The organism is Runella sp. R0.1_18, from assembly GCF_057652155.1.
Genome location: NZ_JBYFCK010000018.1, coordinates 74,588 through 94,925, shown reverse-complemented (window position 1 = coordinate 94,925; position 20,338 = coordinate 74,588). Strand labels below are relative to the sequence as shown.

The 20,338-nt window shown below is 41.5% G+C and carries 18 protein-coding genes; 16 read left to right on the top strand and 2 right to left on the bottom strand.

The genetic code is table 11. From position 1 onward, the window contains the following. Window positions 1-27 precede the first annotated feature (27 nt). From AC23P2_RS24485 to AC23P2_RS24460, 6 genes are all read left to right on the top strand, one after another. Window positions 28-1,218: a restriction endonuclease subunit S gene (locus AC23P2_RS24485; protein ID WP_487775616.1), complete on the top strand. Its 1,191-nt coding sequence runs from the start codon at window positions 28-30 to the stop codon at window positions 1,216-1,218. A gap of 5 nt (window positions 1,219-1,223) precedes the next feature. Further along, window positions 1,224-1,970, top strand: coding sequence for a DUF3800 domain-containing protein (locus AC23P2_RS24480; protein WP_487775615.1), 747 nt, complete (start codon window positions 1,224-1,226; stop codon window positions 1,968-1,970). Between the two features lie 220 nt (window positions 1,971-2,190). Beyond that, entirely contained in the window at window positions 2,191-3,075 is an 885-nt protein-coding gene (locus tag AC23P2_RS24475; RefSeq protein ID WP_487775614.1) for a CBASS cGAMP synthase, read from the top strand. Window positions 3,076-3,152: 77 nt separating this feature from the next. Continuing rightward, window positions 3,153-6,401, top strand: coding sequence for a type I restriction endonuclease subunit R (locus tag AC23P2_RS24470; protein WP_487775613.1), 3,249 nt, complete (start codon window positions 3,153-3,155; stop codon window positions 6,399-6,401). Continuing rightward, complete coding sequence (locus tag AC23P2_RS24465; RefSeq protein WP_487775612.1) at window positions 6,388-7,098, top strand: M48 family metallopeptidase; 711 nt, start codon at window positions 6,388-6,390, stop codon at window positions 7,096-7,098. The genes AC23P2_RS24470 and AC23P2_RS24465 overlap by 14 nt, the downstream gene beginning before the upstream one ends. Window positions 7,099-7,152: 54 nt before the next feature. Continuing rightward, window positions 7,153-7,455, top strand: coding sequence for a hypothetical protein (locus AC23P2_RS24460; RefSeq protein WP_487775611.1), 303 nt, complete (start codon window positions 7,153-7,155; stop codon window positions 7,453-7,455). 162 nt (window positions 7,456-7,617) lie between these two features. Here the strand turns inward: AC23P2_RS24460 and AC23P2_RS24455 are convergent, their stop codons facing one another. Then, entirely contained in the window at window positions 7,618-8,577 is a 960-nt protein-coding gene (locus AC23P2_RS24455) for a tyrosine-type recombinase/integrase (RefSeq protein ID WP_487775610.1), read from the bottom strand. Then, window positions 8,567-8,965 carry a hypothetical protein gene (locus tag AC23P2_RS24450; protein WP_487775609.1) on the bottom strand — a complete coding sequence of 133 codons (399 nt, stop codon included), beginning with the start codon at window positions 8,963-8,965 and terminating at the stop codon, window positions 8,567-8,569. The genes AC23P2_RS24455 and AC23P2_RS24450 overlap by 11 nt, the downstream gene beginning before the upstream one ends. A 205-nt stretch (window positions 8,966-9,170) precedes the next feature. On the opposite strand from AC23P2_RS24450, the gene AC23P2_RS24445 reads away from it, so the two are divergent. The 10 genes from AC23P2_RS24445 to AC23P2_RS24400 all read left to right on the top strand — a co-directional run bounded on the left by AC23P2_RS24445 (window position 9,171) and on the right by AC23P2_RS24400 (window position 20,330). Further along, a complete protein-coding gene (locus AC23P2_RS24445; RefSeq protein WP_474721866.1) occupies window positions 9,171-9,611 on the top strand; it encodes an HYC_CC_PP family protein in 441 nt (146 codons plus the stop codon). A 121-nt stretch (window positions 9,612-9,732) separates the two neighbouring features. Next, window positions 9,733-10,296 carry a helix-turn-helix domain-containing protein gene (locus AC23P2_RS24440; protein ID WP_474721867.1) on the top strand — a complete coding sequence of 188 codons (564 nt, stop codon included), beginning with the start codon at window positions 9,733-9,735 and terminating at the stop codon, window positions 10,294-10,296. Window positions 10,297-10,314: 18 nt separating this feature from the next. Beyond that, the gene (locus AC23P2_RS24435; protein WP_474721868.1) at window positions 10,315-11,793 is read left to right on the top strand and encodes a multicopper oxidase family protein; all 1,479 of its coding nucleotides are present in this window, start codon (window positions 10,315-10,317) and stop codon (window positions 11,791-11,793) included. Between the two features lie 2 nt (window positions 11,794-11,795). After that, window positions 11,796-13,082, top strand: a complete 1,287-nt coding sequence (locus AC23P2_RS24430) for an efflux RND transporter permease subunit (protein ID WP_474721869.1) — start codon at window positions 11,796-11,798, stop codon at window positions 13,080-13,082. Further along, entirely contained in the window at window positions 13,079-15,013 is a 1,935-nt protein-coding gene (locus AC23P2_RS24425) for an efflux RND transporter permease subunit (RefSeq protein WP_487775608.1), read from the top strand. Before AC23P2_RS24430 ends, AC23P2_RS24425 begins: the two co-directional genes overlap by 4 nt. Beyond that, the gene (locus AC23P2_RS24420) at window positions 14,979-16,277 is read left to right on the top strand and encodes a TolC family protein (RefSeq protein WP_487775607.1); all 1,299 of its coding nucleotides are present in this window, start codon (window positions 14,979-14,981) and stop codon (window positions 16,275-16,277) included. Before AC23P2_RS24425 ends, AC23P2_RS24420 begins: the two co-directional genes overlap by 35 nt. Then, entirely contained in the window at window positions 16,252-17,853 is a 1,602-nt protein-coding gene (locus AC23P2_RS24415; protein ID WP_487775606.1) for a heavy metal-binding domain-containing protein, read from the top strand. Before AC23P2_RS24420 ends, AC23P2_RS24415 begins: the two co-directional genes overlap by 26 nt. Further along, window positions 17,850-19,058 (top strand): efflux RND transporter periplasmic adaptor subunit, encoded by a 1,209-nt coding sequence (locus AC23P2_RS24410; RefSeq protein WP_487775605.1) that lies wholly within the window; start codon window positions 17,850-17,852, stop codon window positions 19,056-19,058. Before AC23P2_RS24415 ends, AC23P2_RS24410 begins: the two co-directional genes overlap by 4 nt. Window positions 19,059-19,220: 162 nt before the next feature. Beyond that, window positions 19,221-19,688, top strand: a complete 468-nt coding sequence (locus tag AC23P2_RS24405; RefSeq protein ID WP_487775604.1) for a 5-fold beta-flower protein — start codon at window positions 19,221-19,223, stop codon at window positions 19,686-19,688. Window positions 19,689-19,763: 75 nt separating this feature from the next. Further along, entirely contained in the window at window positions 19,764-20,330 is a 567-nt protein-coding gene (locus AC23P2_RS24400; RefSeq protein ID WP_487775603.1) for a DUF3347 domain-containing protein, read from the top strand. Window positions 20,331-20,338: the final 8 nt, after the last annotated feature.

Sequence of the window (20,338 nt, the reverse complement as noted above, 5' to 3'; positions counted from 1 at the left end):
ACTTGCATAATTAACCCAATAACCCCCATGAATAACCCCAAAAACTCCCTCCCCAATGGCTGGTCCCTCAAAAAATTGGGGGAGATTGCGAAGATACAAGGAGGCTTTGCATTTGACAGTAAGAAGTTTCAAAACGCTGGTTTATATCAGGTCATCAAAATGAGTAATCTGTATGGCAGTAAGTTAGACTTAGAACGGTCTCAATCTTTTATGAATTCACTGTCAAGTCGTGAAAGAGAATATCTGTTAAAACCAAATGAAATCCTAATAACACTAACAGGTACTGTTGGAAAACGGGATTATGGTTATACATTTCAAATAACAAATGAAGAACGTTTACTATTAAATCAGCGAGTAGCTCGAATTATTGCAAATACAGAGTTGTTAAATCCTAAATATGTTTTTTATGAATTAAATACTAATCGTTTCCTTAATCAATTCTTTTACGTTGCAAAAGGCGGAACAGGCAATCAAGCTAACGTAGGTATTGAAGATATTAGTAATATACAGCTAGTTCTCCCCCCCCTCCCCGAACAGCAGAAAATAGCGACCATATTGGGTACTTGGGATGCCGCCATCCAAACAACCTCCGCCCTGCTCACCGCCCTCCAAAAACGCAAAAAAGGACTGATGCAACAACTGTTAGATACAGAGAAAAACGAAATAAAAGCAGGAACAATTTTCCAAAATATTTCACAAAAAAATTATCCAAATGAGCCATTATTATCTGCAACACAAGACAGAGGTGTTATTTTAAGAAGTATGTTAGAAGGTAGGGTTGCATCACCAGAAGGTTCAACAAATGGTTACAAACTTGTTGAGATAGGAGATTTTATTATCTCGTTACGCTCATTTGAGGGAGGAATTGAGTATTCGGAATACCGAGGGATTATTAGCCCTGCTTATACAATTCTACGACCTAAAATATTAATTTATCGAGATTACTATAAACATTACTTTAAGTCTGACAGATTTATTAAAAAATTAGGTGTCGCAGTAATAGGAATTAGAGATGGTCGCCAAGTAAGTTTTGATGATTTTTCAGTAATAAAGATACCTTTCCCCTCCCTCGCCGAGCAAACTCGCATCGCCGTCATTCTGAACACTGCGGATGCGGAGCTACGGCAAACGGAGGCGTATTTGGAAAAACTCAAAACCCAAAAACGGGGCCTGATGCAGCAGTTATTGACGGGGAAAGTGCGGGTAATAACAACATAAAAGCGATGCAAATCATGTACGTTGACGAAAGCGGAGACAATGGTCACTCAAAATATGGTTCACAACACTATATTTTGAGTGGAATTATCGTGAGTGAAGATGACTGGCAGGAGTCTCTCAATAGAATGAAGTCGTTTCGTAAATACCTCAAAGATACGTATGGATTATTGATTCGGACTGAGCTACATGCTGCTGAACTGATACGGGTTAGCAAAATCGAAGAATACAGAAAAATTCATAAATCTCAAAGAATCAATATTTTAAAAGAGTTTATACGGCAGATACCCGTTATCTTTAATAAGTCTGTCATTATCAATATTGTACTTAACAAAGACCATTTTCCAATCGGAACAAACTTTCAGGAGTTGGCTTGGGCGAGGCTAATCCAACGTTATGATATGTATCTGAAAAAATCACAAAAGGGACGTGGTATTATCGTAAGCGACGATTGCCAAGATGCCAACATTAGGAAGTTATTACGCAAAATGCGGGTTTATAACCCAACTCCATCGCATTATGAAGGATACTATAATGCCCCCGTGGACAATATCATTGAGGATGTGTTCATGCGCAGTTCGCAACACTCAACGTTTATTCAAGCCGCTGATTTTGTGGCGCATACACTCTATCGCAAAGAGTTTCCAAAAGGTAGCTTAAAGAAATTTGGCTTGGATAAGATTTTTGATGAGTTAGAACCTATTTTACTAAAAAAAGCAAGTAGAAGTGATCCATTAGGAATCGTCAGAAAATGAAAAAGCCCTGGTTACAAACCAAGGCTCAAAAGGATTTTGATTGTTGCGGCCCGATACAAACAAGGGTTTTACCGAGTCGACTTGATGCAAAAGTGTTTAAATATTTGAATATTTCCAAATAAAGTACAATATTTTTTGTACAATGTACAATAAAAATCAACAAAATCACCCTAAAACACAAAACTAAGTGTACACTTAGTAATTATAAAAAGATAACGTCATGGCAAATTGTCATCAACAATTCATTACTTATCGGAGTAACTTGGATATACCGCCAACTACCTTTAATCGCTTGAAAACTGCCCAATATGGGGTAGAAAAACAACTGAGAAAGTATTTCGACAAAAGGGAAGGGTATAATGTAAAGGGCTTCAAGGTACAAGGTTCAAAAAGTATCAGCACCATGATTCGAAAGCAAGGCGATACAGTAGATATAGATTTTGGGATTTATTTTTATCCCAAACCCAATGTACAGCCTGCTACACTGATTGAGCGAGTATATGATGCTCTTTATGATTTGCGTACTACTTATGCCCCTACTCGCAAGAATAAATGCGTGAGAGTAATTTATCGTGAAGAATCAAAAATCCACATTGATGTACCTATTTTTTATTTAGAGCAGCTAAGGGGAGAGCGCAATCCACAATTGGCTACTCGAAACGGTTGGATTTCGAGTGATGCAACCGAATTTGAGGCATGGTATAAAGCCAATAAGGGCAGCAGAAATGTTCAATTGACGCACATTATTCGCTATCTAAAAGGTTGGGCAAGCTACTATGCCCAACAGAATGAAATGCCTAAAGGAGTAGCCATGACCGTTTTAGCAGCTATTCATCACGAAAAACACAGCCGAGATGATATAGCATTTTTAAAAACTTTAATAAGTATCAGGCAAACCTTACAAAGAGATTTTAGCTGTAATATGCCCGTAAAACCGAATGACGACTTATTGAGAAACATAAACACATTGCCAAAGCGACAGGCATTTTTTCGCCTTCTTAATGCCCTCATAGAAGATGGAGAAATTGCTGTTAAAACAACAAAGAAAGAGAAAGCAATCCAACTTTGGCGAAGGCACTTAGGCAAACATTTCCCCCCCTATTAACCTTTTACAAGAAAAATTTAGTAACCGTTTAACCACCGTAAATCATTGAAGAAGTACATTATTTAACGTCTAAAATTATGAATCCTTCCTACCGAGAAGACGACATCAGTCAAATACCCGCCCTGCTGGCCTTACAAGTCATAGGGTACAGGTATTTGGCTCCATCCGAAGCCCTCCAACTTCGGGGTGGCAAGACCAGCGGCATCTTGTTGGAGGAAGTTTTACGAGAACAAATACATAGAAACAACACTTTTCGCTACAAAGGTCGTAGCTATCCGTTTTCAGAAACCAACGTCAGCAATGCCATCTATGCCCTGCAAGATTACCCACTGCAAGAGGGCTTTATGGCCTCCAACAAATACATTTACGATTTGATTACGTTGGGCAAGAGCTTTGAAGAGACGATTTTGGGCGACCGAAAAAGCTACACTCTCCACTACATAGACTGGAAAAACCCTGCCAATAACGTTTTTCACGTAACCGAAGAACTCAACGTGCAGCGGTCGCATCGCTCTGATGGGGCTGCCGCCAGTCACTATCGTCCCGACATTGTGCTGTACGTCAATGGTATTCCGTTGGTGGTAGTAGAGTGTAAAAGCCCCAAGATAGACAGACCACTCAGCCAAGCCATATCACAGCATTTACGCAACCAAAACGAAGACGGCATCCGTAGCCTGTACGTGTATTCGCAGCTTTGTATAGCCCTGTGCGAAAATACCGCCCAATATGGCACTACCGCCACCGAAGAGGAGTTTTGGGGCGCCTGGCGAGAGCAATACCCCAACCGTCAGGCCGAAGAAAATCAAAAATCAGTCTTACAAACCCTCAAAAATGAGAGTATTAACAATACCATATACTGGAAAAACCTATTGCGCAATGAGGAGCGAACAGGACAATACAACCCCTACCAAGAAGCCATTGGAGCAGAATGGAGCATCACAAGTCAGGACGAACACCTATATAATATCTGTCGTCCCGAAAGGCTCCTCGATTTGATTTTCAACTTTGTAGTTTATGATGCTGGTGCCAAAATCATCGCTCGGTATCAGCAATACTTTGGCGTTCGGAAAACCTTAGAGCGGCTCAAAATTTCAAGTCCTTCGCCCGTAGTACCAGGCGTTATGGTGCGGACTGGCGGGGTGATTTGGCATACGCAGGGGAGTGGCAAATCATACACAATGGTCATGCTGGCGCAATTGTTGGCCATGGATAAAACAATTTTAAACCCCAAAATTATCTTGGTAACCGACCGTGTGGAATTAGACGATCAGATTTACCAGACTTTTGCCAAGTGCGACAAAGAAGTAGTACAGGCCAAGACAGGCAATGATTTGGTAGAATACCTAAGCCAAAGTTCGGATGCCATCATTACAACCATTATCAACAAATTTGACGCTGCCGTCAAAAAAATGACGGAGGCCATTAGTACCCCCAATATTTTTGTATTGGTAGATGAAGGACACCGTACCCAATACGGCACACTGAACGTAAAAATGCAGCGGGTGCTGCCCACGGCTTGTTTTATTGCATTTACGGGCACGCCTTTGATGAAAAAAGAAAAGAATACCGCTGCTAAGTTTGGGGGTATCATAGACAGCTATACCGTATCTGATGCCGTAGCCGATGGGGCAGTAGTGCCACTGTTGTTTGAAGGCCGTTCACCGCTTTTCAACGTCAACGAAAGACCCTTAGACAACTACTTCAATAAGATTTCAGAGCCATTGAATGACTATCAGCGGGCCGATTTGAAGCGAAAATTTAGCCGTCAAGATGCACTTACCGCAGGAGAGCAGGTGATTTACGCCAAGGCTTGGGATATTTCTAAACACTATAAAGACAACTGGCAGGGAACGGGTTTCAAAGGGCAATTAGTAGCGCCCAACAAGCAAGCCGCTGTAAGGTACAAACGATTTTTGGATGAAATTGGGTTGCTATCAAGCGAAGTGTTAGTATCGCCACCCGACGACCGAGAAGGGACAGAAGATGCCTACGGCCACATTAGCGATGAGGTGTTGATTCATTGGAAAAAAATGATGGATAAGTACGGCACGGCCAAGAAATACGATGAAACCCTACGGCAAGCCTTCAAAAAAAGTGATACGCCTGAGATTATCATCGTAGTAGATAAACTGCTGACGGGCTTCGACAACCCTCGCAATGTAGTGTTGTATTTGTGTCGAAGATTGAGAGAACATACGCTTTTTCAGGCGATTACTCGTGTAAATAGAAAGTATGTGGGAAAAGAATTCGGCTACATTATTGATTACGACGGCGTAATTGAGGAATTGAATCGTACCCTGCAACTATATACCAGTTACGAGGATTACGATAATCAAGACTTGGAAGATACGATTACGGACATTCAAGAAGAAATAACACAACTACCGCAGGTACATTCGGTGCTTTGGGATACCTTCAAAACCATAATAAACAAGAAAGATTCTGCAGCCTATGAAAACTTTCTTTCAGATGAGGCGTTACGAACCATGTTTTTTGAAAGACTATCTCGTTTCGCTCGATTACTTAAAATGGCGCTTTCTTCGTATCAATTTGTCAGTCAAAGTCCTGAATCAGAACAAGAAAGGTACAAAAATGACCTTGCTTTTTTTCAGAATTTGCGAAAAACCGTTATTCAAATATATTCGTTAGAGGTTGATTATAAGCAGTTTGAAGGACAAGTACAGAAGCTGATTGATACCCATGTATCTGCCGATGAAATCATCAGTATTACCGAGCAGGTCAATATTTTTGACAGAGAAAAATTTGAAGCAGAGGTACAAAAAATAGCGGGAACGGCTTCCAAAGCCCATGCGATTGCAAGTCGTACCCAGAAAACAATTACTGAAAAAATGGATGAGGACCCCGCTTTTTATAAGCGATTTTCAGAAATGATTAAAGACACCTTAGATGCTTATCGGCAACAGCGTATCAATGAAATTGAATTTTTAAGCAAAGTTAATGACATCAAAGAGGCTGTGCTGAACCGACAGGCCGATGATTTGCCCGACTTACTCCAAGGCCGAGATACTGCCCAAGCGATTTATAGACTTTTGACCGAACAAGAGATAGAAAACTTATCGGGTCAAACAGCCTTGCTATCACTTCTTATTGAAGACAAGATTAAAGATAATGTATTGTCGGGCGGAGCTATTATTGTTGATTGGCAAAACAAGAGTGAAGTAATTGGTAAATTAAAAACAGCTTTTGACGATTCATTATGGGAGTTCAAAAATGATTATGGTTTAGCTTGGGATATAGCTACACTTGATGATTTAATCGAAAAATTTGTCAGCATCGCCAAAGTTCGTTTTAATGGAAAATCATAGTATTCAATTTGGGTCAATCGTAGTCAATTTTTCGGTCGAATATCGAAAACGTAAGAGTTTAGCGATAACTGTTTACCCCGAAGGGTTGGTAATTGTTACTGCTCCGTTGGGTGCTACTATTGAAAAAATCAAGGAAAAAGTGCATCGTCGAGCGGCATGGATACTCAAACAGCAGGATATTTTTCAGCAGTATGAGCCCCAAAATACACCCCGAAAGTATGTTTCAGGTGAGACACATTATTATATGGGTCGTCAGTATCGTTTGAAAATCATCGAAGAGCCAAGACAGAAAGTTGTTTTTCGAGCGGGTTATATTGAGATTTTCGTACCAAATAAAAACGATAAAAAGACCATTCAAAAAATGTTGGAGTTATGGTATAGAGATAAGGCAAAAGAAAAGTTTGAGCCCATTTTTAGAAAATGCCTCGAAAAATTACCCTTGGACATCGGCCGAAAAGAGCAGTTAACTTACAAAGTGATGGCGATGCCGAAACGGTGGGGGAGTTGTACTAAAAGTGGTAATATTTTGCTTAACCCCAATCTTATTAAGACACCCAAATCATGTATTGAGTATGTTATTTTGCATGAATTATGTCATTTAATAGTGCCTTATCATAATGTTTTGTTTTATGAATTGCAGTCAAGTTTGATACGTGATTGGAGAGATTCGAAAAAAAAGTTGGAGTTTTATAGATAAATAAATATATTTATATCGTTATTATTTCGTTTTAAATCTATTAAATACAATTTTATGCCGAAATTAAACCGCTCAGATTTTAAATACAACGCCAAAGTTTTTGAGAAAACTTGTCTTTGGTGTGGAACTCCTTTTTTTGCTAGCCGATCTACAGCGAAATATTGTTGTGGAACTTGTAGGGGATATGCTAATCAAGCCAAACAATCTGAAGAAGCTATACCTTATGATGAAACTGAAAAAATGATTTCGGCACTGCTTTCTGAGAATGCTTATCTCAAAGGGCAACTCCAAAGGTATGTCACTGAAAATGAAGAACTAAGAAAACAGATTCAAGTGACAACGAAAATAAAGAGCTAATCTTCGGCTACTTTTTTATACACATTTAACACCAAAGTAGGTTTAATGGCAAATCCTGGCACTTCTGCGCTTGTTACAGAGTAGACCTATGTAGTTCACTGAGAATTCAATAAAAACAATAATCTGGACAGTTTACTTAGAATATTCAATTCTCAGGCGCCTTCAAAGTCCTAATTTAGTGGCAGCATTGTGCTCCTTGATGTCTTCAATTCGGGTGTATCGTTGAATCATCAAACTCGTTTTATGTTTGGATTGTCGCATTATTTCCGAATCATCAGCCCCGTTGATTTTGGCAATGGTTATGAAAGAAGCTCTCAACGAGTGAGCAGAATAGCGCTCCCCAAAATACTTCTTAACTGTCTCATAAACAGTCATATCATTTAATCGTTCGTCTGTAATTTTATCACCTTTACGCACCCGCACAAACAAGGGGCCAGTGGCGTTATCTAAACGACTTATCCAATTTTTTAATGTTCGGATGGGACAAAAGTCGGCTTCTGGACTAAAGAAAAAAGCTTTTTCTTCTGCTTCCCCATACTGATTGGTTTTACTTTTAGATAAAGAGATAATCGCGCCATCATCGCTAAAATGTACGTCCTCAATATTCAGGCTTACCAACTCCGAGCGTCGATAGGCTCCTGCAAATCCCAACAGAATCAAGCACTTATCCCGTAATCCTGCATTGGTTGTAGTATCAATTCCGCGTAGAATATTTTTGAGTTCTTTCATTTTAAACGCAGGTGCTTGCTTCTGACGCACCCCATTCGTTCGCTTGATACCCTCCATAACAGCCCGAAAAGCCCTGTCTTTAGTCGGCAAATCAAGGTTATTTAATTCGTGAAGTTTACGAATAGCGGATAATTTACGATTGATACTCGCCCATTTGTGCGTATCGGCCAAATGAGAAACATATGCTGCCAGTGTAGCAGCCGTTGCAGGCATTTCAACTTGGCAAGTTTCAGCACACCAACTTCGGTAATACTTGAGGTCAGTTTGATATGCTCGTTTTGTATTAGCTGCTCCGTCTAGCCCTTTACGGGCATAGTCGGCTACTTTTTGGGAAAGTATTTTGCTAATTGGTTGCGCTGTATGTACCTCTATTTTAGCTGATTCACTGTCCATCTTCACTACTTTTTTTAGAATCATTCCATTTTTCCCAATCATTCGGACGCAACAATTTTTGAATGAACTCATCCATGCCAAGGTCACGACGTTCCATCACATGACGCCGAAATGGCCAAGCAGTTTTGGCCGCTTCAAATCCTTCCTTCTCAAAAACCTGTCTAGCATTGTCGGGCAGCCCCTCAAGCCAATCCTCAAAATCCTCCAGTGTCTCTTCCCCCTTTGCTAGGCTCATATATCGATACGACGCATTTCCAAAATTGAACAACAAAACCAAAAAATCAAATTGGTCCACTGGGCTCTTCTCCAAAGCCTCAATCTGATTCTGTCGGATTTGCTTATTAGGATGTTTGACATAAATGAGCTTTTCTAGTTCTTCTTGCGACATGATTTTAGGTTTTTACAAAAATACACATTACCTATGATAATTAAACGTTATCGTAAGTAATAAAAAATTATTACGATTACATCTCTTATACTGGTATTAGTGTTTCCTTCGTTTAATCTGAAAATTATGTAAAAAGTATCGAAAAAAATGTAACCTTCTATTCCCTTGCATCTTCGTACATTTGTCGGTATCAAAGCATAGTGTAATGAAGCAAATCATCGAGCGCACATTTTGCCTTTACTTAGCCATCCAAGTGTTGTTTGCCAGCACAGGGTTTGCTATGTATGAGCATTGGTGTTTGATGAAGGGAACAAAGACAGTTTCTTTTGTTCATGAAGAAAAATGTCAGAAAGTAAGCCATAAAGCCAGTCATAAAAAGTCTGGGTGTGGAGAGAGTTTTAAGCGTAGCAAGTGCTGTTCCGACAAAGTTTCTTACTATAAAATTCAGACCCCTTCGGCTGATGGCAGTTCGGTACACTTCATAAGTCAGCACATTGATTTAGTTTCTATTTTCAATCCTACTTATTTCACTCCTGCGGCTTGGATTAACCAAACCGTTTCATTCCGTTTACCGCACTTTTACAGCCCTGCGCCACCACTTCATGGGCGTAGTATGCTCATTTTTGTACAATCCTTCTTGATTTGATTAGGTAAAATGCCCATTACTGGGCTTACAGCAACCTTTCGAGTTGCTTTTTGGTGTTTTCTTTTTTCACCATGATTACCTAATTCATTATGTCTTCCTACCTACGTTTCTTAGAAAACTTATGAAACTATACATCAAAAACATGGTGTGCGGTCGCTGTAAAACGGTAGTTCGTCAAGAACTCGAAGCACTCGGACACCAAGTGTTAACAATCGAGCTAGGTGAAGTTGTCCTCGAAAAATCTGCTACTGATAGGCAGCTCGACCAAATTTCTGAGCGATTACAAACGCATGATTTTGAGTTGTTGAGTGACAAAAAACAACAGCTAATTGAGCGAGTAAAAACGACTATCGTTGAGTTGGTTCGCCTCCAAAACGACGGGCTTCGTCGGATGAAACATTCGGATTATATCACCGAAAAAGTAAGTCGAGATTACCGATACCTCAGTACACTTTTCTCAGAAGTGGAAGGTATTACCATTGAGCAATATTTAATCCATCAAAAATTAGAACGGGTAAAAGAGTTACTGGTCTATGATGAATTGACTCTTTCACAAATCGCCGACTTACTTAATTACAGTAGTGTCGCCCACTTATCGGCACAGTTCAAATCCATTACCGGAATGACTCCTAGTCAGTTCAAACGCTTGCGGGATAAAACACGAAAGCCTTTGGATGAAATTTAACTCCAATAAACTACTACAATGAAACGAAATGACTTTTTGAAAACCCTTGGCTTTGGCTCCGCAGGCTTACTGGTGGGGGAGAGTCTATTATCAAGCTGCATGAACCACGACATGGCAGCAATGAACATGACTACGGCTCCTTTGGTAATAGAAGGGGCATTTACTACTCCATTAAGTTTGCCCGAAACACTTACAACGGGTGGCGTTTTAACCGCTGGCAACCAAAATGCAACCATTATAGCAGGTAAGAATAGCCAAGTACTTGGTTATAAAGGCAGCATATTAGGCCCCACTTTTCGGATTCAACGGGGAAGTAGCATTACCATTCCTTTCTCAAATGGACTTAGTGAAGAAACTAATATTCACTGGCATGGTTTACTTGTACCAGCTGCTATGGACGGACATCCCAGTCAAATAGTTTCAGCAGGACAATCGTTCAATTATACTTTTAAAATTGACCAAGCAGCAAACATGGCTTGGTATCATCCGCACCCGCATGAGAAAACGGGTAAGCAGGTGTTTATGGGTTTGGCAGGTATGTTTATCGTAGAGAGTGCCGAAGAGAAAGCCCTCGGATTACCTTCTGGAAGTTACGAAATCCCGCTGGTGATTCAAGATAAACGCTTAGACACCAACGGAGGAATCGTCTATTCCCCTACCATGGACGAAGTAATGATTGGATACATGGGCGAAACGGTATTGGTCAATGGCATTCAATCGCCTGTTCATCAAGTAGCTACCCGGATGTATCGGTTACGGGTACTCAACGGTTCCAACGGACGCATCTACAATTTGTCACTAAGCAATGGGGCTTCATTTTCAGTCATTGGTTCTGACGGCGGGTTATTGCAAACAGCCGAATCAGTAACCAGCCTCCTACTTGCTCCCGGTGAACGAGCTGATTTATTGGTAGATTTTGGTAAAATGGCCCTCAACGCCGAGGTATTTTTACAAAGCAATGCTTTTTCGGGGGTGAGTTCGCAAGGAAGCCAGTCCTTTAAAATAATGAAGTTTCTTGTCAATAAATCTGAAACCGAAACTTTCAAAATGCCCAATTCATTCAATACGATTCAGGCACTCAACGCTTCCTCTGCTACCAAAATCCGCACATTCGACATCGGTATTGCGATGGAAGGTGGACACGGCTCAATGGCCATGAAAGGGATGCACACCATCAACGGAAAGGTTTTCAGTATGAATCGTATTGACGAAAGCGTAACGCTAAACAGCACCGAAATCTGGGAATTTGACAACACCAATGGCGACGAGCCCCACCCTATGCACTTACACGGTGTATTTTTTCAAGTGATGAGTCGAACAGGTGAGCGAGGAAGCATCCAATCTCACGAAAAAGGATGGAAAGACACCGTATTGGTAATGCCTGGCGAAAAAGTAAGGATTATCGCCAAGTTTGAGAAGGTAGGCACGTTTGTGTTTCATTGCCATAACCTCGAACATGAAGACGATGGAATGATGCTCAACTACGAAGTAAAATAGCTATGGTAGAAAAACTCATCCATTTTGCCCTCCACAACAAATTGATTGTGATGGTACTGGCGTTGGGCTTGTTCGGTTGGGGCGTGTATTCTGTCCGAACCAACCCCATTGATGCTATCCCAGATTTGTCCGAAAATCAGGTCATTGTTTTTACTGAGTGGATGGGTCGTAGTCCACAGCTCATCGAAGACCAAATCACTTACCCATTGGTTTCTAACTTGCAGGGTATTCCTAACATCAAAAACGTAAGGGGTACTTCCATGTTCGGAATGAGTTTTGTATATGTCATTTTTGAAGACAACGTGGACATTTATTGGGCAAGAACTCGGGTTTTGGAGCGGCTTAATTATGCCCAACGATTACTCCCACAGGGTATTACTCCAACACTTGGCCCCGACGGCACAGGCGTAGGCCATATTTTCTGGTATCACCTCGAAGCCCCCAACATGGATTTAGGAGAACAAAGGGCTTTGCAGGATTGGTACGTCAAATTTGCCTTACAAACTGTGAAAGGAGTAAGTGAAGTAGCTTCATTTGGTGGGTTTGGCAAACAGTATCAAATCAACATTGACCCCTACAAGCTTAATTACTTTAATGTCCCGCTGATGGATGTATTGAATTCCATTCGTAAGAATAATAATGATGTGGGTGGTCGAAAATTTGAAATGTCCGACATGGCCTACATCGTGCGGGGCTTGGGCTACATCAAAAATGTAAAAGACATTGAAGATATACCTGTGGGCAATTATGGCTCCGTTCCTGTGAGGGTACGAGATGTAGCAACCGTTCAAATGGGCGGAGAACTCCGTTTGGGTATTTTCGATGTAGATGGAGAAGGCGAAGTAGTAGGCGGGATCGTGGTGATGCGTTACGGTGAAAACGCTGATGCAGTTATCAAGGATGTAAAAATCAAAATGAAGGAAGTTGAGAAAGGGCTTCCACCAAACGTCAAATTTAAGGTTTCCTATGACCGCAGTGAGCTGATTGAAGCGGCAGTAGAGTCAGTAAAAGGGACCTTGATTGAAGAAATGATAACCGTTTCGATTGTAGTTCTCATCTTTTTGCTGCACTGGCGCAGTGCCTTAATCATCCTTATACAGCTGCCTATTTCGGTGGCTATTGGCTTCATTCTGCTCAATGCCTTTGGTATATCTTCAAATATTATGTCATTAACGGGCATTGCTTTGGCTATTGGCGTAGTGGTAGATGACGGTATTGTGATGGTTGAAAATGCCTATCGGCATCTTTCGGAAGCCCAATTAGATAAAGAAAAAAATCAAAGTATATGAGTTGGTTTAAAATTAAATTTCGAATCTCAAAAGACCCACTTACTCCCGATGAACGCTCGGAGATTATCGAAAAATCATCGAAACAGGTAGGCCCCGGGGTATTTTTTTCGACGATTGTGACGATTGCTTCTTTCTTACCCGTCTTTTTGCTGACGGGTATGGAAGGCAAGCTGTTTTCTCCTTTGGCTTGGACTAAGACATTTATCCTGCTCGTTGATGCGTTTTTGGCAATTACCCTAACGCCTATACTAATTGTTCTACTACTTCGGGGGAAATTGAAGCCCGAAAGTGCCAATCCAATCAACCGATTCCTCGAAAAAATCTATACCCCTATTCTAAAATGGTGCTTAAAGTATCGTAAAACCACCATTAGTATTAACATATTGGCCTTGGTCGTTAGTGTGCCAATGATGCTAAATTTAGGAACGGAATTTATGCCTCCACTCGACGAAGGTTCGCTGCTCTTCATGCCTGTCACTCTCCCGGACGTATCCAATTCAGAAGTAAAACGCTTGCTGCAAGTCCAAGATAAATTGATGAAAACAGTGCCCGAAGTAAGCCACGTTATGGGAAAGGCAGGTCGAGCCAACACCGCTACCGACAATTCACCTATCAGTATGCTGGAAACAATTGTGCTACTTAAACCAAAAATTGAATGGCGGGAAGGAAAAACGAAAGATGATATTATCAACGAGTTGAATGCAAAACTGCAAATTCCAGGCGTAACCAATGGCTGGACGCAACCCATCATCAACCGCATTAACATGCTTTCGACAGGAATTCGCACCGACGTAGGTTTGAAGGTGTATGGTCAAAGTTTAGATTCGATCAATCGGGTTTCGCAGATGCTTAAAAAGCAATTGGATGGCATTGACGGGATAAAAGACTTATATGTTGAACCCATTACAGGTGGTAAGTACATTGATATAATAGTCAAAAAGGAAGAAATCGGGCGTTATGGATTGAGTATTGATGACGTAAACATGATTGTAGAAAGTGCGTTGGGCGGGATGATTCTGACCACCACCGTTGAAGGACGACAACGGTTTACTGTCAATGCTCGATTTGCCCAAGATTTCCGTAACAACATTCAAGCCCTAAAACGGATGCAGGTTCAAACCGCAAGCTATGGTCCAATTCCCTTGGATGCCGTTGCCGAAGTGAAAATTTCAGAAGGTCCACCTATGATTAACTCAGAAAATGCCATGCTTCGGGGTACTGTGCTTTTCAACGTCAGAGACCGAGATTTGGGAAGTACTGTGGAGGAAGCGATGAAGAAATTGGAGTCTTCGGTAAAAAAACTGCCAAAAGGTTATTTTATTGAATGGAGTGGGCAATGGGAAAACCAAATTCGGGCTAATCATACCCTTAAAATTATCCTGCCAATCGTGCTGGTCATTATCTTCTTCGTGTTGTATTTCACTTACAACTCCATGAAAGAAGCCCTTATTACCATGATTACCGTGCCATTTGCCCTCATTGGCGGAGTATATATGGTGTATTTCTACGGAGTCAATCTTTCGGTGGCGGTGGCGGTGGGTTTCATTGCCCTGTTCGGGATGGCTATCGAGACTGCTATGCTTATGACGATTTATCTCAATGAAGCTATGCAAAATTTAGTGTTTGACAGAGGTAATTCAAAAGAAACCATCACCAATGCGGATATTCGAGAATATGTGATTAAGGGAGCAGCCCAACGACTTCGCCCTAAACTCATGACCGTCTCCGTTTCTTTGTTTGGCCTAATTCCTATTCTTTGGGCAACAGGCGTAGGTTCAGATGTGATGCTGCCCATTACGATTCCGCTCATTGGCGGTACAATTACTTCTACAATTTATGTGCTATTGGTTACACCCGTGGTCTTTGAGATAACCAAAGAGTGGGAGCTCAAACGCTATGGAAAAATTGAACTTTATGATGTTAAAGAGTAAAAAGCCATGGTTAGCAATAGGGTTATCGCTCTATACTATTGTTTGCGAAGCGCAACAAAAGCTGAATTTGAGCGGCATACTCCATCGAATTGAGGAAATCCACCCTGATTTAAAAATGATGGATGCCAAAGTCAAAGAGCTGGATGCTTATGCCGAAGGTGCTCGAAACTGGGAAGCCCCCAAATTTGGAGCAGGATTCTTTATGACCCCGTACAACTATATGATGTGGAGTCGGGCGGGGGCATTATACCATGAGGGCATGAATCAAGGCATGGGTTCATTTATGGTTCAGGGCGAACAGATGATACCCAATCGTAAAATGCTGGATGCCGAAGAGCGCTACATGAAATCCATGTCGGGTATGGAAGTTGCTCAAAAAGGCGTAATGCGAAATATGCTTTTTGCCGAAGCTAAAATGGCCTATTACCGTTGGTTAGTGTTAGAAAAGAAGAAAAATGTATTGAAAGAAAGTCAAAACCTACTCAAATATATGATTGAGTCGGCAGAGGTTCGGTACAAATACAATCAGGAGAAACTAAGCAGCATTTACAAAGCCAAAGCTGCCCTCTTAGATTTAGACCGTATGAATCTAATGTTTGACGGCGACATTCGTCAGCAAAAAGTAATGCTCAATACGCTCATGCTGCAAGATCGAGCCACTGATTTCCAGATTGACACGCTTTCTTTGACCTATCTGTACCCAAATACTCCGTTGAATTTGGATACCAATGCCGTAATAAACCGCAGTGATTTGAGGGTGATTGACCAAAACCTGACCATTTCCCGCTACAAACAGGAGGTGGAGTTTCAGAAACTCAAACCCATGTTCGGTGTACAGTACGGCCACATGTTCGCTTTTGGTAACCAATGGCAGTTTACGCTTATGGGTATGGTCACGATTCCTTTTGCCAAATGGTCAAGCCGACAAATTAAAGCCAATATTAAAGGGCTTGATTATCAACGACAGGCCTATAATAAACAACGTGACGGTTTGACTAATCAGATTTTGGGGAATTTGGCTGATCGTCAGGTAATGATGCAATCATACCAAGCCCAAATTAAGCAATACGAAAACGAGCAGTTTCCCGCTTTGCGCAAACGTTATCAAAGTACCTTATTGGCTTATGAACAGAACACCGACGAATTGTTCATGGTACTTGATGCATGGATGGAGCTCAAAATGGCTCGTATGAACCAGTTAGATTTATTACAACAACTACTGCAAGCACAGGTAGAATATGAAAAAGAATTGGAAAAAAGATAACCGCCTCGGTTGGCTTGTTTTTGTCTTGTTCATTGGTTTATTGGGTTGTCAATATATCAACCAATATTTCCAAAAAGGCGAAGACAAACCAAAAGATGTGTATGCCTGCCCCATGAAATGCGAAGGCAACAAAACCTACGACGAACCAGGATCCTGTCCTGTTTGCGGTATGGATTTGGTAAAAGTGCCTAACCACCAAACCCACGGCGATACAGCAACGGTTATGATGGGGCAAATGAAAAAAGCGGGCAAACATTATTACTGTACCATGAAATGTGAGGGCGAGAAAACCTACGATAAACCGGGTTCTTGTCCCGTGTGCGGTATGGATTTAGTCGAAAAAAAAGATACTGTCTCGGCTGAAAAAGCTGTTTATACCTGCCCTATGCACCCTCAAATTCAGAAAGACAAAGCAGGTTCTTGCCCGATTTGTGGGATGGACTTAGTAAAAAAAGGAGGTGCTACCGAAGCACTTTCGTCCAATGACAGTTTAGCAATTCTGGTGAAGCCTACTTATGAGTATGTGTTGAGTGGCGTAAAAACTACCCAGCCAGAGCAACGCTCACAAAAACTGGTAGTCAACACTTTCGGTTTTTTGAGTTATGACGCACGAGCTTTAAACAGCATTGCCACTCGTTTTGGTGGACGTATTGAACGACTGTATGTGCGATATCCATTCCAAGTGGTGAGCAAGGGGCAGAAAATAATGGATATATACAGCCCCGAAATTGTAACAGCACAACAAAACTTAATTTTCCTTTTACAAAACGATGGCGATAATCAAGCTTTAATAGAAAGTGCCAGACAACGACTGTCGTTGTTGGGCTTAACTTCTGAGCAAATAAAGGATGTCGAACAAAGCAAAAAACCAACGATGCAATTGAGCATTTACAGCCCGTATAGTGGTGTGATTGTCGAGCGAGGTGTTGGAGGGGCTGCCCCGATGCCTTCGAGTGGAAGCAACAGCATGGGTAGTGGGATGGGCAGCTCCAAAACTGTTCCGTCAATTGCGCCGCCACCTGCCGCTCAAAACGGTGAATTGACCCTCAAAGAAGGTATGTACGTCCAAAAAGGGCAACGCTTGTTCGAGGTACAAAGTACAGCTACGGTCTGGGCAATGCTTGAATTTTATCCAACTGATGTACCCAAAGTAAAAGTAGGACAGTCGGTTATGATTATGTTGGAAAACAACGAAGAAAACCAACTTTTCGGTAAAGTAAACTACCTCGAACCCATGATTTCGGCCAACAACCGCAATCCACAGGCAAGGGTATATCTGAGCAATCCCAATGGCAAATTGAAAATCGGTTCATTGGTCAAAGCCTCTATCAATGCGGGCAGTCAAGTTGCGTTGTGGGTACCAACAACAGCCTTACTTGATATGGGAAGAACCAAAACCGCATTTGTACAGGAAAAGGGGGTATTCCGCTCCCGTACAGTTAAAACAGGCTTACAACAAGGTGGTTGGATTCAGGTACTATCGGGTCTTTCGAGCCAAGAAACGATTGCTGAAAACGCCCAATTCCTCATGGATAGCGAAAGTTTTGTGAAGTCAAACGAAATCTCAATGCGATGAAAAGACGAGCATTTATCAATACCGCAGGTTTGATGGGACTAACAGTGCTTTGGGAATCTTGCAAGCCTAAAAACACTGAAAAAGTACCCGACAATGTGTTTTATACCTGCTCAATGGACCCACAGGTGATGGAAAAGAAGCCTGGAACCTGCCCGATTTGCAAGATGGCTTTAACCAAGATTGTCATTGACCCCAACATGAAAAATCAGGGGTTGAAATTAAGCGACCAACAGAAACAACTGGCAAACGTACAAGTAGAAACGGTAACCCTGCGGCCACTCGGTGAAGAAATTACACTGGCGGCTATGCTCACTGAAAACAAAGACAAACTCTCAACCGTCACAGCTCGGATACCTGGACGTATCGAAAGGCTATTGGTACGCAACGTAGGCGAATTTGTGCGAGTAGGGCAACCCATTTATGAAATATACAGCGAAGAATTCTCGGCTTCGCAACAGGATTTCTTGATTGCTTCGCAAAAACAGAAAGTGCTGAAAGACACGGACATCAACTTCAAACAGTTGGTGGAAGCCGCCAAGAATAAATTGATGCTCTGGGGAATGACTGATGCCCAAATTACTGAATTGGAGAAGTCAGAACAACCCAACAATAAACTAACCGTGAACAGCAAATATGCAGGAGTAGTAAGTGAAGTTCTTGCCGAAGAGGGCTCATACCTCAGCGAAGGCAGCACCGTCTTGAAGCTCTCTGACCTTAGTATGCTTTGGGCAGAGGCACAATTGTATGTCACCGAATTGCCATTCCTAAATCAAACAAAGGAGGCCCTTGTCGAGATTCCGTACTATGCCGACCGCATCATTAAGGGTCAGGTTAATTTCATCAATCCTGAGTTGATGCCTTCGAGTAAAATCGTCACGATTCGGGTGGATATTCCGAATGGTAAACAGGAGTACCAGACAGGCATGCAAGCCTATATTACTCTCAAAGGCAAGGTGAAAAACACCATAGCTGTACCTACTAACGCCCTTATTCAGGATACTAACGGCGTTACCGTCTGGTTAGAAAACACGGACGGCGCATTTGAAAGCCGCATGGTAAGCGTGGGCATGACCAACAAAGACTATACCGAAATCACCGAGGGCCTAAAAGCAGGTGAGAAGGTAGTAGTATCAGGAGCATACTTGCTCAACAGCGAATACATTTTTAAAAAAGGCAATAATTCGATGGAGGGTCATAATATGTAAGACCATGAAAGAATGTTGTAAAACAGGGAATGAACCACCTCAAAAATGGGAAAAGTATCTCAAATGGCTGATTATTATCATTTTAGTAGGGCTGGTTCTATTCGTAACTTTTCAGAAGTGAACCAATTTTAAAATTTTAATTAACAATCAATTTCAATCAAAATGAAAACAAACCAATTATTCCGAATCGGGGCTTTTATCGCCCTATTGTCTATTGTATCAACATTTGCCTTTACCCAATCCGATTACAAACATCCTTTTAGTATTGGTAAAGACGGTAAGGTTACGGACAGCAAAGGCACAAGTGTGGGGCTGGTAACCAAGGACCAAATCATTAAAGACCACGACGGTCACAAAATTGCTTTCGTAGATGGTGAAGGTAATTTAATAGATGCCAAGACCAACAAAAAAATGGGCAGAATGGGCAAAGACGGCAAAACATACTACAACGCACAAGGCCAGCTACTATTCACAATAAAAGACAACCCTGACGAAACTTGTGACATTATAGATACCAAGGGAAAAATAATTGGAAACGTACATGATAGCTTAAAAGGTGTTGCCTGCGCTATCCACTGCTTCCAAAACGGTATGGGTAAGAAAGCCGACGGCAGCCACATGAAACACTAATTTTTGTATTCAATTGACTCCAACCCGCCATCCTAAAATAGAAGTGTATTTTAGGATGGCACAAAACCTACAAAAATGAAAACCCTAATCGCAACCACCATAATGGGTATCGCTTTGTTCTCATCGTGCAACAACCAAACGAAAGAACAAAAAGAAGTTGCTAATGAAACTATTGCAGCGACCACACCCGAAACCACAACAGACGAAAAAGCATCTGTACAAAAATTCGTTGCTGGCTATTTGGATTTAAAAAATGCACTGGCAAACGACAATGCGATTGATGCTGAATCAGCTGCAAATGCAATGATGGCCACGATGAGCGGTTTAGATGAATCGGGATTCACGGCTAATCAAAAGAAAGTATATGATGCCGTAAAAGAAGATGCCAGAGAGAACGTCGAACACATTGCCGAAAATGCCAAAGATATAGACCACCAACGAGAACATTTTGAGATGTTGAGTGGGGATATATACGATTTGGTAAAGGCCTTCGGAAGCGAAAAGCCACTCTATAAGGACTATTGCCCCATGTACAATAACAAAAACGGGGCGTTTTGGTTAAGCGAAACCAAAGAAATCAAAAATCCTTACATGGGTAAAGAGATGTCGTCTTGTGGCAAGGTGCAAGAAGAAATAAAGTAGCCCGTCAA

What these genes read in the sequence shown, in the direction of transcription:
- AC23P2_RS24480 (WP_487775615.1), top strand. Translation starts at nt 1,224, where the DNA reads ATGCAAATCATGTACGTTGACGAAAGCGGAGACAATGGTCACTCAAAA.
- AC23P2_RS24435 (WP_474721868.1), top strand. Translation starts at nt 10,315, where the DNA reads ATGAAACGAAATGACTTTTTGAAAACCCTTGGCTTTGGCTCCGCAGGC.
- AC23P2_RS24425 (WP_487775608.1), top strand. Translation starts at nt 13,079, where the DNA reads ATGAGTTGGTTTAAAATTAAATTTCGAATCTCAAAAGACCCACTTACT.
- AC23P2_RS24415 (WP_487775606.1), top strand. Translation starts at nt 16,252, where the DNA reads ATGAAAAAGAATTGGAAAAAAGATAACCGCCTCGGTTGGCTTGTTTTT.
- AC23P2_RS24400 (WP_487775603.1), top strand. Translation starts at nt 19,764, where the DNA reads ATGAAAACCCTAATCGCAACCACCATAATGGGTATCGCTTTGTTCTCA.
- AC23P2_RS24450 (WP_487775609.1), bottom strand. Translation starts at nt 8,965, where the DNA reads ATGTCGCAAGAAGAACTAGAAAAGCTCATTTATGTCAAACATCCTAAT.
- AC23P2_RS24465 (WP_487775612.1), top strand. Translation starts at nt 6,388, where the DNA reads ATGGAAAATCATAGTATTCAATTTGGGTCAATCGTAGTCAATTTTTCG.
- AC23P2_RS24475 (WP_487775614.1), top strand. Translation starts at nt 2,191, where the DNA reads ATGGCAAATTGTCATCAACAATTCATTACTTATCGGAGTAACTTGGAT.
- AC23P2_RS24445 (WP_474721866.1), top strand. Translation starts at nt 9,171, where the DNA reads ATGAAGCAAATCATCGAGCGCACATTTTGCCTTTACTTAGCCATCCAA.
- AC23P2_RS24410 (WP_487775605.1), top strand. Translation starts at nt 17,850, where the DNA reads ATGAAAAGACGAGCATTTATCAATACCGCAGGTTTGATGGGACTAACA.
- AC23P2_RS24455 (WP_487775610.1), bottom strand. Translation starts at nt 8,577, where the DNA reads ATGGACAGTGAATCAGCTAAAATAGAGGTACATACAGCGCAACCAATT.
- AC23P2_RS24420 (WP_487775607.1), top strand. Translation starts at nt 14,979, where the DNA reads ATGGAAAAATTGAACTTTATGATGTTAAAGAGTAAAAAGCCATGGTTA.
- AC23P2_RS24485 (WP_487775616.1), top strand. Translation starts at nt 28, where the DNA reads ATGAATAACCCCAAAAACTCCCTCCCCAATGGCTGGTCCCTCAAAAAA.
- AC23P2_RS24405 (WP_487775604.1), top strand. Translation starts at nt 19,221, where the DNA reads ATGAAAACAAACCAATTATTCCGAATCGGGGCTTTTATCGCCCTATTG.
- AC23P2_RS24460 (WP_487775611.1), top strand. Translation starts at nt 7,153, where the DNA reads ATGCCGAAATTAAACCGCTCAGATTTTAAATACAACGCCAAAGTTTTT.
- AC23P2_RS24440 (WP_474721867.1), top strand. Translation starts at nt 9,733, where the DNA reads ATGAAACTATACATCAAAAACATGGTGTGCGGTCGCTGTAAAACGGTA.
- AC23P2_RS24430 (WP_474721869.1), top strand. Translation starts at nt 11,796, where the DNA reads ATGGTAGAAAAACTCATCCATTTTGCCCTCCACAACAAATTGATTGTG.
- AC23P2_RS24470 (WP_487775613.1), top strand. Translation starts at nt 3,153, where the DNA reads ATGAATCCTTCCTACCGAGAAGACGACATCAGTCAAATACCCGCCCTG.